General features: G+C 69.8%; 12 protein-coding genes and 1 tRNA gene. 7 read left to right on the top strand and 6 right to left on the bottom strand.

All coding sequences use genetic code 11. From position 1 onward, the window contains the following. Positions 1–102: 102 nt before the first annotated feature. The 4 genes from prfB to J2X21_RS02000 all read left to right on the top strand — a co-directional run bounded on the left by prfB (position 103) and on the right by J2X21_RS02000 (position 5,083). Positions 103–1,207, top strand: a protein-coding gene (prfB, locus tag J2X21_RS02015; protein ID WP_310324232.1) for a peptide chain release factor 2 whose coding sequence is annotated in 2 segments (ribosomal slippage) — positions 103–183 and positions 185–1,207 — 1,104 coding nt in all. Because the reading frame shifts where the segments join, the coding sequence is not laid out codon by codon here. A 57-nt stretch (positions 1,208–1,264) separates the two neighbouring features. After that, on the top strand, positions 1,265–3,937 hold the full coding sequence (gene pepN, locus J2X21_RS02010; protein WP_310324230.1) for an aminopeptidase N: 2,673 nt from the start codon (positions 1,265–1,267) through the stop codon (positions 3,935–3,937). A 5-nt stretch (positions 3,938–3,942) separates the two neighbouring features. Further along, on the top strand, positions 3,943–4,953 hold the full coding sequence (locus tag J2X21_RS02005; protein WP_310324227.1) for a class 1 fructose-bisphosphatase: 1,011 nt from the start codon (positions 3,943–3,945) through the stop codon (positions 4,951–4,953). Between the two features lie 54 nt (positions 4,954–5,007). Next, positions 5,008–5,083: transfer RNA gene (locus J2X21_RS02000), tRNA-Thr, on the top strand. Between the two features lie 54 nt (positions 5,084–5,137). Here the strand turns inward: J2X21_RS02000 and J2X21_RS01995 are convergent. From J2X21_RS01995 to rpoN, 6 genes are all read right to left on the bottom strand, one after another. Further along, positions 5,138–5,827, bottom strand: coding sequence for a glycosyltransferase family 2 protein (locus J2X21_RS01995; protein ID WP_310324224.1), 690 nt, complete (start codon positions 5,825–5,827; stop codon positions 5,138–5,140). Between the two features lie 33 nt (positions 5,828–5,860). Then, positions 5,861–6,526 (bottom strand): YiaD family glycine zipper/OmpA-like lipoprotein, encoded by a 666-nt coding sequence (locus J2X21_RS01990; protein WP_310324221.1) that lies wholly within the window; start codon positions 6,524–6,526, stop codon positions 5,861–5,863. A 147-nt stretch (positions 6,527–6,673) separates the two neighbouring features. Further along, on the bottom strand, positions 6,674–6,868 hold the full coding sequence (locus J2X21_RS01985; protein ID WP_310324219.1) for a CsbD family protein: 195 nt from the start codon (positions 6,866–6,868) through the stop codon (positions 6,674–6,676). A gap of 586 nt (positions 6,869–7,454) precedes the next feature. Then, complete coding sequence (locus J2X21_RS01980; protein ID WP_310324216.1) at positions 7,455–9,071, bottom strand: ATP-binding response regulator; 1,617 nt, start codon at positions 9,069–9,071, stop codon at positions 7,455–7,457. A 19-nt stretch (positions 9,072–9,090) separates the two neighbouring features. Beyond that, positions 9,091–9,345: a DUF378 domain-containing protein gene (locus tag J2X21_RS01975; RefSeq protein ID WP_310324214.1), complete on the bottom strand. Its 255-nt coding sequence runs from the start codon at positions 9,343–9,345 to the stop codon at positions 9,091–9,093. Between the two features lie 30 nt (positions 9,346–9,375). Continuing rightward, a complete protein-coding gene (rpoN, locus tag J2X21_RS01970; protein WP_310324211.1) occupies positions 9,376–10,836 on the bottom strand; it encodes an RNA polymerase factor sigma-54 in 1,461 nt (486 codons plus the stop codon). Between the two features lie 320 nt (positions 10,837–11,156). On the opposite strand from rpoN, the gene J2X21_RS01965 reads away from it, so the two are divergent. The 3 genes from J2X21_RS01965 (at position 11,157) to J2X21_RS01955 (ending at position 15,078) form a co-directional block, all read left to right on the top strand. Beyond that, positions 11,157–11,471, top strand: a complete 315-nt coding sequence (locus J2X21_RS01965) for a BON domain-containing protein (protein WP_310324208.1) — start codon at positions 11,157–11,159, stop codon at positions 11,469–11,471. Positions 11,472–11,634: 163 nt separating this feature from the next. Further along, positions 11,635–12,777: an AI-2E family transporter gene (locus tag J2X21_RS01960; protein ID WP_310324206.1), complete on the top strand. Its 1,143-nt coding sequence runs from the start codon at positions 11,635–11,637 to the stop codon at positions 12,775–12,777. A gap of 84 nt (positions 12,778–12,861) precedes the next feature. Further along, on the top strand, positions 12,862–15,078 hold the full coding sequence (locus tag J2X21_RS01955) for an ATP-binding protein (protein WP_310324204.1): 2,217 nt from the start codon (positions 12,862–12,864) through the stop codon (positions 15,076–15,078). Positions 15,079–15,113: the final 35 nt, after the last annotated feature.

Below are 15,113 nucleotides of genomic sequence, written 5' to 3'. Positions count from 1 at the left end.
TCTCCCACCAGGCGCCGCCCGCGGCGGCCGGACCCCGGCGGCCCGGAGTTTGCCTGCTCCCCATGAGAAAATCGCCGTTTTGCCAAAACGACCCGATCCGTCATGGACATCGAACACATCAACCAAATCGGCAATTCCCTGGCCGACCTCTCAGCGCGCACCGACGCGCTAAGGGGGTATCTTTGACTTCGATCGCAAAGCACTGCGCCTGAACGAAGTCAACGCCGCGCTGGAGAACCCCAACGTCTGGAACGACCCCAAGCGCGCGCAAGAGCTGGGCAAGGAAAAGCGCCAGCTCGAGACGGTCGTCGAGACCATTACCCATCTCACCAGCTCACTGGCGGACAACGCCGAGCTGTTCGAGATGAGCAAGGAAGAAGGCGACGAGCCCGGCATGCTGGCCATCGAAGCCGACGCGGCCACGCTGCAGGCCAAGGTCGAGGAACTCGAGTTCCGCCGCATGTTCAACAACCCGGCCGACCCGAGCAACTGCTTCATCGACATCCAGGCCGGCGCCGGCGGCACCGAGGCCAACGACTGGGCCGGCATGCTGCTGCGCCAGTACCTGAAGTACTGCGAGCGCAAGGGCTTCAAGACGACGATGGAAGACGAGTCGCCCGGCGACGTCGCCGGCATCAAGAGCGCCACCATCAAGGTGGAAGGCGAGTACGCCTTCGGCCTGCTGCGCACCGAGACCGGCGTGCACCGCCTGGTGCGCAAGTCGCCTTTCGACAGCTCCGGCGGCCGCCACACGTCGTTCGCGTCGCTGTTCGTCTACCCGGAGGTGGACGACTCCATCGAGATCGACATCAACCCGGCCGACGTGCGCACCGACACCTTCCGCGCCTCGGGCGCCGGTGGCCAGCACATCAACAAGACCGACTCGGCCGTGCGCCTGACGCACATCCCGACCGGCATCGTCGTGCAGTGCCAGGATGGCCGCAGCCAGCACAGCAACCGCGACGTCGCCTGGCGCCGCCTGCGCTCGCGGCTGTATGACCATGAGATGAAGAAGCGCATGGAAGAACAGCAGAAGCTGGAAGACACCAAAACCGATGTCGGCTGGGGCCACCAGATCCGCTCCTACGTGCTGGACCAGAGCCGCATCAAGGACCTGCGCACCAACTACGAGACCTCGGCGACGCAGAAGGTGCTGGACGGGGATCTCGACCAGTTCATCACCGAGTCGCTCAAGCAGGGCATCTAAGCCATCCAGGGCCGCTGCGGCGGCCCTCTCTATTTCCGACACCCAAGGAAGCCCCTCATGCGTGAAGGCACCGCCCCCCTGATCCAGCGCCTGGACTACCAGCAGCCGCCCTTCTGGATCCGCAAGGTCGACCTGACCTTTGACCTCGACCCGGCCAAGACCATCGTCACCAGCAAGATGCAGGTCGAGCGCAACCGCGCCGTGCCGCACGGCCCGCTGCGCCTGCACGGCGAGGAGCTGAACCTGCTGCGCGTGCTGATCAACGGCGCGGGCGTGTCCTTCCGCCAGGAAGGCGCCGAGCTGGTCATCGACAACCCGCCGGACGAGGACTTCGCGTTCGAGATCCGCAACACCACCTGCCCCGAGAAGAACACCGCGCTGTCGGGCCTGTACACCTCGGGCGGCAGCTTCTTCACACAGTGCGAGGCCGAAGGCTTCCGCCGCATCACCTATTTCCTGGACCGCCCGGACGTGATGGCGGTCTACACGGTCACGCTGCGCGCCGACAAGGCCCGCTTCCCCATCCTGCTGGCCAACGGCAACCTGGTGGACAGCGGCGACCTCGACAACGGCCGCCACTTCGCCGTCTGGAACGACCCCTTCCCCAAGCCCAGCTACCTGTTCGCCGTCGTCGCCGGCGACCTCGTCGCGCGCGAACAGCGCGTGCGCACCCGCGCCGGCAAGGACCACCTGCTGCAGGTCTACGTGCGCCGCGGTGACCTGGAGAAGACCGAGCACGCGATGAACAGCCTCATCGCGTCCATGGTCTGGGACGAGGCCCGCTTCGGCCTGCCGCTGGACCTGGAGCGCTTCATGGTGGTCGGCGTGTCCGACTTCAACATGGGCGCGATGGAGAACAAGGGCCTGAACATCTTCAACACGGCCGCCCTGCTCGCCTCACCCGCCACGGCGACGGACGCCGACTTCGCGCGCATCGAGTCCATCGTCGCGCACGAGTATTTCCACAACTGGACCGGCAACCGCGTGACCTGCCGCGACTGGTTCCAGCTGTCGCTGAAGGAAGGCCTGACCGTCTTCCGCGACCAGGAATTCAGCATGGACATGGCCGGCACGCCATCGGCCCGCGCCGTCTGCCGCATCCAGGACGTGCGCCAGCTGCGCGCGCTGCAGTTCCCCGAGGACAGCGGCGCCATGGCCCACCCGGTGCGCCCCGACAGCTACAGCGAGATCAACAACTTCTACACGGCCACCGTCTACGAGAAGGGCTCGGAAGTCGTCCGCATGTACCAGACGCTGGTGGGCCGCACCGGCTTCGAGGCCGGCATGAAGCTGTACTTCGAGCGCCACGACGGCCAGGCCGTGACCTGCGACGACTTCGCGCAGGCCATCGCCGATGCCAACCCGGACTCGCCGCTGACCACCCGCCTGGATGCGTTCAAGCGCTGGTACTCGCAGGCCGGCACGCCGCGCGTGAAGGCGCACGGCGAGCATGATGCCGCCGCGCGCACCTACACGCTGCGCCTGAGCCAGCAGACGCCGGCCACGCCGGGCCAGACCGACAAGCAGCCACAGGTCGTGCCCATCGTCATGGGCCTGCTGGACCGCCATGGCGTCGCCCTGCCGCTGAACGCCAACGGCGACACCGAACAGGTGCTGGTACTGGACCAGGCCGAGCAGACCGTCGTGTTCGAGAACATCGACAGCGAACCCGTGCCGTCGCTGCTGCGCGGCTTCTCGGCGCCGGTGGTGCTGGACGACGGCCTTTCGGATGCCGCGCTGCTGGTGCTGATGCGCCACGACAGCGACCCGTTCAACCGCTGGGAAGCCGGCCAGCGCCTGGCGCTGAACCGCATCCTGCACGCACTGCGTGCCGGCCAGCCGCTGCAGCTCAGCAACGCCTTCATCGAGGCCATGCGCGGCGTACTGAACCATGCCGACCTGGACCCCGCGTTCAAGGAACTGGCGCTGACGTTGCCGGGCGAGGCCTACATCGCCGAACAGCTGGACGTGGTGGACCCGCAGGCCATCCACGCCGCCGTGATGGCCGCCCAGCAGCAACTGGCCGCCGCGCTGCGCGACGACTGGATCGCCGCCTTCGAGGCCAACCAGATCGCCGGCGGCTACACGCCCGACCCGGTCTCGTCCGGCAAGCGTGCGCTGGCCAACCTGGCGCTGTCCATGCTGGTGCTGGACGCACAAGCCACGGGCGACACCGTGTGGCCGGGCAAGGCCTACCAGCGCTTCAAGGACGCGTCCAACATGACGGACCGCCTGGGCGCGCTGGCCGCGCTGGTCAACGCCGGCGCCGAGCTGGCCGCGCCGGCGCTGGAGCGCTTCCATGCGCTGTTCAAGGACGACGCGCTGGTCATCGACAAGTGGTTCTCGCTGCAGGCCCGTGCACCCGAGGTCGACGGCCGCGTGTTCGCACGCGCCAAGGCGCTGACCAAGCATGCCGACTTCACGCTGAAGAACCCCAACCGCGCACGCAGCTTGCTTGCGTCGCTGTGCATGTTCAACCCGGCCGCTTTTCATCGTGCCGACGCAGCCGGCTATGTATTCTGGGCCGAGCAGGTGCTGGCCATCGACGCCATCAACCCACAACTGGCCAGCCGCGTCGCCCGCGCGATGGACCGCTGGGCGGTGCTGGCCGAGCCCTACCGCACGGCCGCCCGTGAAGCCGTGGCCCGCGTGGCCGCCAAGCCCGATCTGTCCACCGACGTGCGCGAAATCGTCGAACGCGCCCTCGCCTCTGGAGTCCAAGGAGCCTAAGCAGTATGTCCCGCCAGACCAGCCTGACCCAATACCTCATCGAGCAGCAACGCGAGCACGGCCACATCCCGCAGGAGCTTCGGCTGCTGATCGAGGTGGTCGCGCGCGCCTGCAAGCGCATCGCCATCGCCGTCAACAAGGGCGCCCTGGGCGGCGTGCTGGGCACCGCCGGCAGCGAGAACGTGCAGGGCGAAGTGCAGAAGAAGCTGGACATCATCGCCAACGAGGTGCTGATCGAGGCCAATGAATGGGGGGGTCATCTCGCCGCCATGGCCAGCGAGGAGATGGACAGCATCTACGTGGTGCCCAACCGCTACCCTCAGGGCGAATACCTGCTGCTGTTCGATCCGCTGGACGGCTCGTCCAACATCGACGTCAACGTGTCCATCGGCACCATCTTCAGCGTGCTGCGCAAGGTGGGCCATTCGCGCGGCGTGTCGGAGGAAGACTTCCTGCAGCCCGGCAAGCAGCAGGCGGCCGCCGGCTACTGCGTCTACGGCCCGCAGAGCATGCTGGTGCTGACCGTGGGCGACGGCGTCGCGATGTTCACGCTGGACCGCGAGACCGGCTCCTGGGTGCTGACGCAGGACGAGGTCAAGATCCCGGACGACACCAAGGAGTTCGCGATCAACATGTCCAACATGCGCCACTGGGCGCCGCCGGTGACGCGCTACATCGACGAATGCCTGGCCGGCTCCACCGGTCCTAGGGCTAAGGACTTCAACATGCGCTGGGTGGCCAGCATGGTAGCCGACGTGCACCGCATCCTGACCCGCGGCGGCGTTTTCCTCTACCCCTGGGACCAGCGCGAACCCGACAAGCCGGGCAAGCTACGCCTGATGTACGAAGCCAACCCCATGGCCTTCCTCATCGAACAGGCCGGCGGCGCCGCCGTCAACGGCAGCGAGCGCATCATGGACCTGCACCCCACCAAGCTGCACGAGCGCGTGGCCGTGGCGCTGGGCTCCAAAAACGAGGTCGAACGCATCGCGGCCTACCATCGCGAGACGGCCTGAAAAATCCCGCTATAATGGCGGGCTTGACGCGCAGGCAACAGCCTTCGCCTTGAGGCCGGCATAGCTCAGTTGGTAGAGCAGCGCATTCGTAATGCGAAGGTCGGGGGTTCGACTCCTCTTGCCGGCACCAGAATCAAAAAAGGGCCTGATCGAAAGATCAGGCCCTTCTTCTTTGTCCGCCGGCTCAGTCGCTGGCCATCTCGGGTGCCGGGCGCCATCGCGCGGCCAGGGCCCGGAATGCAGCCCGGCAGCGGCGCGATGCCAGCCCGACCGTCAGCAGCAAGGTCGCTAGCAGGCACACCAGCGAGGCTTCAAGCCACGAAGCCAGCGCCAGCCCCACCGACAGCAGGCCCAGCGCGACCACCAGTTGCATCGCCCATGGCGGCGGCGCGGCTTCATCAGCGCGGGCCGCACGCCGCGGCGGCAACACATCGAAGAAGCGGCGGCGGCCGGGCGCGCGGCGTGGCCGCTCCAGCGCCTGGCGCCAGATCAGGGCGTCCACCATGCCGCAGCCGGGTTGCAGCAGCAACTGCGCCAGGCCCTGGCGCAGCCAGTCCTCGCGCAAGGGGGCGCGGTCGGCAAAGGCCACCACGGGCGCCTGCGCGGCCCTCAGTCCTGCCTCGCGCACGCCCGAACTTCCCGGAGCGGCCTTGGCCCGCAGATAGCGGATGCGCGGCAGGCCCGTGCGCCCGGCCAGGCCACGGACCAGGCGACGCAGCGTGTCGTCCCGGCCCGGGTCCACGACCAGGATCTCGTAGCACCGCGGATCCAACGTCTGCGCCCGCAACGCCGCCAGGCGGCAGGCCAGCCGCGCGGGCGGCCAGCAAGCCGGCACGACCACGCTGACATCCACGGGGCGCTGCATCCAGTTCATGACCCACCAAAGGGCAATCGGCGTGCCCGGGACTCAACCCGAAGCGTTCTGCTCGGACAGGAAGATCTCCACGCGCCGGTTCGCCGCGCGGCCGGACTCGCTGTCGTTGCTGGCCACCGGCTCGTGGGAGCCCCGGCCCGTCACCGACATGCGCGACGGCGCCAGGCCACGCGCGCTCAGGTAGTCGCGCACGGCCTCGGCACGGTCACGCGACAGCGGATCGTTGATCGCGTCACTGCCGGTGCTGTCGGTGTGGCCCACGATGGTCACGCGCACGCTGGGGTCCAGATTGCGGCTGATCTCGTCCAGCACCGGACGCATCTGCGGCTTGATGTCGGCTCGGCCGGTGTCGAAGGACACGTCGCTGGGCACGTTGAGCTTCAGGCGGTTGTCTTCCGTGCGCGCGACCTCGACGCCGGTGCCCTGGCTGGCGCGCGCCAGCGCCTCGCGCTTGTCTTCCATGCGCTTGGACCACAGGTTGCCGGCCACGGCGCCGACGACGCCACCGATGGCGGCGCTGCGGCCGGCATTGCCGCCGGTGGCCGAGCCGATGACGGCACCGGCCACGGCGCCAATACCCGCGCCCTGGGCGGTGCCGCGCTCGCGTTCACTCATGGAAGAACAACCGGCGGCGAGGGTCAGCGCGGCGGCGAGGGCTACGACGCCCGCGCGGCGGGGCAGATGGGAGTGGGTGGACATGACGTCTCCTGGCTTGCAAGAAGTGCCGGCATCCTCGCTGCCTGCGTGACCCGGGCCTGTCGTCACCGGCCGCAGCAGGCTGTCATCCCCGTCCTACCCGCAACGAAAAAGCCGCCCGGCGGGCGGCTTGCGAACCGTGGCGGTCGGTCAGATCTTGCGCGTCGTCGCGTGGACGTCCTTGAAGGTCTCCTTCATGTTGCCCACGGCCTTCTGCGCCTTGCCTTCGGCCTGTCGGGCCGCGCCCTTGACCTGGTGCTCGGTGCTGCCCACGGCTTCGCCCAGCTTGCGCTGCGCCTTGCCGGCCGCGTCCTTGATGCTGCCCTTGATCTGGTCGGTGTTCATCGTCGCTACTCCTTTGCGATGCCCCGGCGGGATGCCTGACGGGTTGATTGCAGGTTAGCGACGCGGCGTTGCGCGCGGCACCGGCACAGGCCTTGCGCGCCGGTGGGCCGAGTCCTACGGGCGACGCCACGGCGGCATCCGGTGCAAGCCGTCTTCCTACGCGGGTTGCGGGCGCCGTCTGCTGCCCTGCCGAAGCCGGCGCGGCCATGCTTCAACCATCGCCAACCCTCCAAGGAGACTCATCATGGGCAAGTACCTCCTCGCATGGCTTCTGGGTGTTCCCGGCATCGTGCTGCTGGTCGTCTACCTGCTGTTCAACTAAGGGCCTGTTAACACTACGGGAGTAGGCCGCGAAGGCCATCCGCCAGGGGCCAATCAAGGCGCAGCGCGCCGCCCGCATTGATATGCGGGCAAGCGGTGCAACGCCGAGTGGCCCCTGGCGGATGGCCTTCCCTTCGGGTTGCGGCCAGAAGGCCCGCGCACGGCGTTGCAAATCCTCGCCGGGTGTTCAACCCGGCTCCGGTTTACGCCTTGCTCGCGGGCCTTCTGGCCGCAACGCGGCCTGCTCCCGTAGTGCTAACAGGCCCTAACGTACGGCGGCGAGCTGGGCCACCGCGGTCACCAGCTCGTCGGCCGCCACGGGCTTGGCCAGGTGCAGCTGGTAGCCCGCGTGCAGCGCCCGTTCGCGGTCGTCGCGCCCAGCGAACGCCGTGAAGGCGGCAGCGGGCACGCGGCCACCGGATTCGGCCGGCAACGCACGCACGTCGCGGATCAGGTCGTAGCCATCGCGCCCGGGCATGCCAATGTCGCTGAGCAGCACCGCAGGCGGCCGCTCGCGCAGCAGTTGCAGCCCCTCCTCGGCCGTCGCTGCCAGTGTCACGCGTGCACCGGCCCCTTGAAGCACGAGCGCGGTGACGGCGCGCACGTCGGCCTCGTCGTCCACCAGCAACACGTGCAGCCCTTGCAGGCTGGAGGCCGTGGGCGCACCCACCCCGGCACGGGCCGGCAGCCCTTCGACGGCGTCGCCCAGCACGGGCAGGCGCAGCGTGAAGCTCGCCCCCAGGCCCGGCCCGTCGCTGTGCGCCTGCACGCTGCCGCCATGCAGCAGCACCAGCTGGCGCACGATGGCCAGCCCTATGCCCAGGCCACCATGGCGCCGGGTCGTGCTGCCGTCCTGCTGCTGGAAACGCTGGAAGACCCGCGATAGGAACTCCGGCTGTATGCCCTGCCCCGTGTCGCTGACCGTGATGAGCGCATGGCCGTCGCTGCGCTGCAGTGACACGTCCACACTGCCGCCGCGCGGCGTGAACTTGATCGCGTTGCCCAGCAGGTTGGACAGCACCTGCTGCAGCCGGGCGGCATCGCCCATGACATTGACGGCAGCTGCGCCGAAGGCGGTGCGCAGCATCAGCCCCCGCGCCGTGGCCGTCGGCAGCGCGGTCTCGATGGCGGCGGCGATGACGCCGTCCAGCTCGATGCGCTGCAGGTCCAGCCGCAGCTGGCCGGACTCGATACGCGTCATGTCCAGCAGGTCCTCGATGAGGCGCACCTGCTGGCGCGCGTTGCGCGAAATCGCCTCCAGGCCGTGCTGCAGCGTGTCGGCGTCGAAGCTGCCGCGCTCCAGCACCTGCGCCCAGCCCAGGATGGCGGACAGCGGCGTGCGCAATTCATGCGACAGCGTGGCCAGGAACTCGCCCTTGGACTGGCTGGCGCGCTCCGCCTCGATGCGGGCCAGCTGCGATGCGCGCAGCGCATCCTCGCGGGCACGCTCGGCAGCGCGCCGTGCGGTGATGTCCTGTGTCAGCTTCAGGAAGCCCAGCAACTCGCCGCGCGGGCCACGCAGCGCGGTCAGCACGACAGCCACCTCGAAGAGGCTGCCGTCCCGGCGCACGCGCCAGCCCTCGCCCTTGTACTCGCCGGTCTGGGCCGCCACCTTCAGCTCCAGCGCGGGCTGGCCACGGGCCTGATCCTCGGCAGTGAACAGCGCCGCGAATGGCATGCCCACCGCCTCTTCGGCCGTGTAGCCCTTCAGCAGCTGGGCACCGCGGTGCCAGGAGTTGATGCGCCCTTCCTCGCTGATCGTGTAGATGGCGTAGTCGCGCACACCGTGCAGCAGCGCCTGCAGCGTGGCCGTGCGCTCATGCAGCACGCTCTCGACATCGCCCGGGTCCATCACGTCGCCCATCTCATCCGCCAGCCGCATGATGCCCCGCGGCGGGGCGTCAAGGCCAGCCCAGCCGCGCCAGCAAAGTCAACGCATACAACGCAGCCAGGCCGATCGCGATGTAGAGCAGCCGGGCCATCAGCGACATGGCACCGAACAGCTCGGCGATGAAGTCGATGTGGAACAGGCCCACCAGCGCCCAGTTGAAGCCGCCCAGCACCAGCAGCACCAGCGCCAACGTCGTGGCCACGCGGGTGGCGGGCCCGGTGCCGGTGGCCAGGCCCTGCAGAGGGGTGGGGTCACTATCCATCATGGTGGTGCGGCGGCAAGGCCCGTGCCCGCGTCAGGCCACGCGCCGGCGCCGCTCCACCGCGTCGATCTTCAGCATCTGCCGGTACTTGGTGACGGTGCGCCGCGCCACCACCAGGCCCTGCGCGGCGAGCTGGCGGGTGATCTCGGCGTCCGACAGCGGCGCCTCGGGCTTCTCGGCCTCGATGATGTCCTTGACAAGGCCGCGTATCGCCGTGCCGGAGCAGGCGCTGCCGTTGGCGCTGACCATCGCGCGGCTGAAGAAGTACTTCAGCTCCAGCACACCCACCGGCGTGGCCATGTATTTGTTGTTGGTCACGCGCGAGACCGTGCTCTCGTGGATGCCCACCTCGTCGGCGATCTCCTTCAACCCCAGTGGCTTCATCGCCATCGTGCCGTAGTCCAGGAAAGCATGCTGGCGCCGCACGATGGCCTCGGCCACGTCGAGGATGGTGGAAAAGCGCTGCTCCACGTTGCGCAGCGTCCAGCGTGCCTCCTGCAGGTGCTCGCCCAGCTCCACGTTGGCGGTCGACCGGTGGCGCTGGAACAGCTTGGCGTAGACCTCGTTGAGCCGCAGCCGCGGCACGATGGCCGGATTGAGCTGCACGCTCCATTCGCCGCGCACCTTCTTCACGATGACGTCGGGCACCACGTAGGCGACGTCGGACGCGCCGAAGCGCCAGCCCGGCCGCGGGTCCAGGCGGCGGATGCGGTCGCACACAGCCTCCACGCGCGCGGGGCTCTCGCCCAGCGCCCGCGCCAGCGCGGCCGTGTCGCGCGCGGCCAGTGCGGGCAGGTGCTCGGTGACGATGGCGCGCGCCAGCGCCCGGGTCGCCTCGCAGTCAATGGCCGGCAGCTGCAGCAGCAGGCATTCGCCCACGTCGCGGGCACCCACGCCGGCCGGGTCCAGCGACTGCACCAGCTTCAACGCGATCTGCATTTCCTGCAATTCCGGCAGCGGGTCCAGGCCGGTCACGGCAAGCAGTTCTTCCAGCGGCGTGCGCAAATAGCCGTCGTCGTCCAGCGACTCGACCACCATGCCCGCCAGCGCACGATCGCGCCCGGTCAGCGGCATCACGTTCAGCTGGCCGTGCAGGTGGGCGGTCAGCGAGGTCTCGACGGCCATCAGCGCCATGGCCTCCAGTTCGCCGTCCTCGGGCCGGCGCTGGCCAGCGCCGGTGTCGGCCGCCCACAGATCACGGTCGCCGCCGTCGGCCGGGCCGGTGAGGTCCCCCGCCGGCAGGGACAGCTCGGCCGCGCCCTCGGCCGTGTCGGCCTCCAGGCCCGCGGCAGGCACGGCCGGCGCCTCGCCCGACATGGGCTCCGGCGGCACCTCGCCGTCCTCGACTTCGAGAAAGGGATTGCGCCCCGCCGTGTCGCGCAGCATGGCGGCAAAGTCCAGCGACGACATCTGCAGCAGGCGAACGGCGTGCTGCAGGCGCGGGGACAGCGTCTGGCTCTGGCGGTGGTCGGCCCGCAGGTCTAGCGAATTCACGACGGCAACTCCTGTATCGACGGCCGCGTTGCCCCTCGCGCGGCTCATCCCCGGCACTACGCAACGTCCATGCCCGCAGGTGCCGCATGGCGAAACCGCGGGCGAGAACCGCGTGTTGATGCGCCCTCCCGGCCATCCCCCCAGGTTGGGCTACACCCGCCTGACAAGCCGCACCCGCAGGATTTACCGACCCGGCGTCCGGCCGGCCGCGTCGGTCGGTAAACCCTGCCAGATGCAACCGAGCGTGACGATTCGCGGCAGGCGGGCACATCGCTTGCCCTAAGCCCTCCGCGAGCCTTTCGCATCGCCGGAGAACCCTCATGAAACACATCCTCGCCGCCTCCCTGATCGCCGTCGCGGCGCTCGCCACCACCGGTTGCGCCGTCACCAGCGGCCAGAGCACCGTCGGCCAATACGTCGACGACGCCACCGTCGCCACCCGCGTGAAGGCCCGCTTTGCCGAAGACGCCCAGGTCAGCGCGATGCGCATCCAGGTCGAGACGCTGAACGGCACCGTGCAGCTGTCCGGCTTCGCCACCACGCAGGCCGAGAAGGACCGCGCCGCGCAGATTGCGCGCGCCACGCCGGACGTGAAGGAGGTCCGCAACAACATCATCGTCAGGCCGGCGAACTGAAGCCCCTCGCCTGGCGCGCCGGGCGGAACGCCGGCGCGCCAGGCGATCCCCGAGGGGATGGCGATGCATGCGGCATTGAGCCGCATGCACGTCGCCCTGCGGGCCGGCTTGGGAGCGGGCCGGCGCTCGGACCGTGAACACAACACCAACACAAGAACAAGAAATGGCATCGATACAGGCATCGCAAACAACACCACGCAACTGGGCCTTGCGCGGGCTGCTGCTGATCGCACTGGTGTTTGCCGTGCGCGAGGCGCGGCCGCTGCTGGCGCCGGTGCTGATCGCGGTGCTGCTGACACTGGCGCTGGCGCCCGCCGTGCGCTGGCTGCGCCGCCGCGGCGTGCCGGAGATGCTGGGGGCGCTGGTCATCGTCGTCGCGCTGCTGGGCAGCACCGTGCCGCTGGCCATGAGCCTGGCCCGGCCGGCCGCGGCGTGGTGGGAGGCGGCGCCCACCACCGCCGCCCAGTTGCTGGACCGGCTGGACAAGCTGCGCGCGACCATCCCCGGCATGCGCCCGCCGACACGCGCAGGCCGCAGCACTGTCACAGCGCCCGACCCGCTGCGCGAGAAGCTCGCCACCGAAGGCTTCGCGCTGACCGGCATCGTGCTGACGCGCAGCCTCGCGCTGGCCGTGTCGGCCACGGCCACCGTCATCCTGCTGTACTTCCTGCTGGCCTCCGAGCACTGGGTGCTGCGGCGCATCGTGGAGGCCGTGCCGCGGCAGCGCACGCGCGCGCTGCTGCTGGGTGGCCTGCGCACCGCGCAGCGCGAGATCGCGCACTGGCTGGCCGTGGTGGGCGTCGTCAACGGCACGGTGGGCTGCATCATGGGCCTCACGCTGTGGGCGCTGGGCCTGCCCAACCCCATCATGTGGGGCGTGCTGACGGCCGTGTTCTGCTTCGTGCCCTACATCGGCCCGATGGCGCTGGCCGCGCTGCTGCTGCTGGCCGGTATCAGCGCCTTCGACTCCGCCTCGCAGATCCTCGCGCCGATGCTGGCCTTCGCCGTCATCCACGGCGTGGAGTCCAACATCGTCAGCCCGCTCATCGTCGGCCGACGGCTGATGCTGAGCCCGGTGGCGGTGTTCCTTTCCGTCATGTTCTGGGGCTGGCTGTGGGGCATCCCCGGCGCGCTGATTGCCGTGCCGGTGCTGATCGCGCTGCGCAGCGTCAGTCGCCGCATGCGTGGCCTGCGGCTGCTGCGCTGCTTCCTGGAAGGCGACCGCCGCGAGGCACCGCCATCGCTGCGCATGCTGCTGCGCCGTCCCGTCAAGCCCGCGCCCCCATCACGCAAGCGCTATACCTAGAGGCCTCACGTGCCACATCGCCTCACACTGCTTCCCTTATCGTCACGTCCCCGACTCGCCGGCCTGCACCTGCCCCGTCTCACCATGCCCGTCACGCTGCGTTCCCGCCTGTTGATGCTGGTCTTGTCCGTACTGCTGCCCGGACTGCTGGGCCTGGCGTGGGTGATCTTCAGCACCTACGAGGCCGAGCGCAACGCCCACGAGGCCAACCTGCGCGACACCACCCGCGCGCTGTCGCAGCTGGTGGACGGCGAACTGGCCCGGCGCGGCACCATCGCGCAGGTGCTGGCCCAGTTGCCCGAGTTGGACGGCCCGCTGGATCCCGAGCGCCGCCTGGCCTTCGAGCGCCAGGCCCGACGCCTGCTGCAGGGCATGGGCGGCTGGGTCGAGCTGCGCGCGCCGGGCCGGGTACTGATCAGTACCCGCCTGCCCGAGGGTAGCCTGACCGAAGGTCCCGCGCCGGTGGGCCTCAGTGCCGTGTCAGCCGTGCAGCCGCTGGCCACCGTCAGCAGCACCAGTCGCGAGATGTACGCGGCCTGGGTGGAGCCGGTGCAGCGCAACGGCCAGCTGACCTACAACGTGGCCGTGACCGTGCGCCCCGAAGAGTTGCAGCGCATCGTGCAGACCGATACCGACCCGGGCGCAATCGGCTCGGTGCTGGACAGCGCTGGCTTGGTCGTCGCGCGTCAGCCGGGCGGCGCCAGCTACGTGGGCCGCGAAGTCCGCTCCGACCTGCGGCGCCACATGGCCGCAGCCAGCGAGGGCTTGTTCGAAGCCGACTCGCTGGACGCCCAGCCCACCACCGGCTACTTCAAGACCTCGTCGCTGGGTTGGACCTATGTCGCCGCCATGCCGCGCGAGACGTTCGCCGGCCGGCTGCCCAGCGAGGTGGTGCGCATCGTGGCCGGTGCACTGGCGCTGCTGGCGCTGGCCGTGGCCGGCGCGCTGTGGGTGGCGCGCCGCATCGAGCAGCCGCTGCTGATGCTCAAGGCCGCCGCGGAGGACATGCAGGCCGGCCGCACGCTGCCGGTGCAGGACACCGGCATGGCCGAATCCGACGAAGTGGCCGCGGCGCTGGTTTCGGCCAGCCAGCGCATGGCGCAGTCGCGCGGCGAGCTTGAGCAAGGCATTGCGCAGGCCGTGGAGCGCACACGCGCCATCGAGCAGCGCGGCGCTCAGAGCCAGCGCGTCGAGGCGCTGGGCCGGCTGACCGGCGGCGTCGCGCACGAGTTCAACAACCTGCTGGGCGTCATCAGCAACAGCGTGCATCTGATGCAGCGCCACCCGGCCGCGGCCGACCTGCAGACGCCGCTGGCAGCCACACAGCGCGCCGTCGACAAGGGCAGCCAGCTGACCCAGCACCTGCTGCGCTTCGCGGGCCGGCGGCCGGTGCGCGTGCAGGTGCTGTCGTTCGCGCACTATCTGCCCGAGGTGCAGGCGCTGATGCGCAGCGTGCTGGGTCGGGGCATCGAGATCCGGCTGGACGTGGCGCCCGATGTGCGTCCCGTGCTCGTGAACAGCGGCGAGCTGGAACTGGCACTCGTCAACCTGGCGCTGAACGCGCACGATGCGATGCCTGAGGGGGGTGAGCTGCGCCTGAGCGCCCGCAACGCGACCGAGGCGGACCGGCAAGGCCTGCCGCAATTGTCACCGGGCGACTACGTGCTGCTGGCCGTCTGCGACGAGGGCGTGGGCCTGGCGCCGGAGCTGGTGGAGCATGCCTTCGAGCCCTTCTTCACGACCAAGGCCGTGGGCCAGGGCAGCGGCCTGGGCCTGAGCCAGGTGCACGGCTTCGCGACGCAGGCCGGCGGCACCGCCACACTGGCCAGCACGCCGGGCGTCGGCACCACGGTGTCGCTGCTGCTGCCGGTGGCGCAAGACACACCGGCCACGGCCCGCCCCACCAGCGGCGAGCCGCCGTCAAGCATCGCCGGCGCGACCGTGATGCTGGTGGAGGACGACGAGGGCCTGGGCGACGTGACCGCCGCGCTGCTGGCCGGCCAGGGCGCCCGCGTGCTGCGCGCCAGCCGCGCCGAGGCCGCACTGCGGTTGCTGGACGCTGGCGCCATTCCCGACATCGTGCTCAGCGACATCGTCATGCCCGGCGCGCTGGACGGCGTGGCGCTGGCGCGCCGGTTGCGCGAACAGCGGCCGGGCCTGCCGGTGGTGCTGATCACCGGCTACAGCAATGCCGTGATGACCGAGGGCGAGTTCGTCGTGCTGCGCAAGCCCTGCCCGCCCGCCGAGCTGCTGGCCGCGCTGCAGATCACGCTGGCCCGGGCACGCCGCATGCCCTTGTGAGTGGCCCCGCCAGCGCGGCTTGGCCGCGCGGCGCC

It is taken from the genome of Roseateles asaccharophilus, from assembly GCF_031458115.1.
Lineage (GTDB): Bacteria > Pseudomonadota > Gammaproteobacteria > Burkholderiales > Burkholderiaceae_C > Pelomonas > Pelomonas asaccharophilus_A.
Note: the sequence above shows the minus strand (reverse complement) of the source record. Positions and strands in the feature narration are given on the sequence as shown.

Excerpts from the sequence above, each read along its gene's own strand:
- pepN (WP_310324230.1), top strand. The coding sequence starts at position 1,265 with ATGCGTGAAGGCACCGCCCCCCTGATCCAGCGCCTGGACTACCAGCAG.
- J2X21_RS01990 (WP_310324221.1), bottom strand. The coding sequence starts at position 6,526 with ATGTCCACCCACTCCCATCTGCCCCGCCGCGCGGGCGTCGTAGCCCTC.
- J2X21_RS01995 (WP_310324224.1), bottom strand. The coding sequence starts at position 5,827 with ATGAACTGGATGCAGCGCCCCGTGGATGTCAGCGTGGTCGTGCCGGCT.
- J2X21_RS01975 (WP_310324214.1), bottom strand. The coding sequence starts at position 9,345 with ATGATGGATAGTGACCCCACCCCTCTGCAGGGCCTGGCCACCGGCACC.
- J2X21_RS01980 (WP_310324216.1), bottom strand. The coding sequence starts at position 9,071 with ATGCGGCTGGCGGATGAGATGGGCGACGTGATGGACCCGGGCGATGTC.
- J2X21_RS01985 (WP_310324219.1), bottom strand. The coding sequence starts at position 6,868 with ATGAACACCGACCAGATCAAGGGCAGCATCAAGGACGCGGCCGGCAAG.
- J2X21_RS01960 (WP_310324206.1), top strand. The coding sequence starts at position 11,635 with ATGGCATCGATACAGGCATCGCAAACAACACCACGCAACTGGGCCTTG.
- J2X21_RS01965 (WP_310324208.1), top strand. The coding sequence starts at position 11,157 with ATGAAACACATCCTCGCCGCCTCCCTGATCGCCGTCGCGGCGCTCGCC.
- J2X21_RS01955 (WP_310324204.1), top strand. The coding sequence starts at position 12,862 with ATGCCCGTCACGCTGCGTTCCCGCCTGTTGATGCTGGTCTTGTCCGTA.
- J2X21_RS02005 (WP_310324227.1), top strand. The coding sequence starts at position 3,943 with ATGTCCCGCCAGACCAGCCTGACCCAATACCTCATCGAGCAGCAACGC.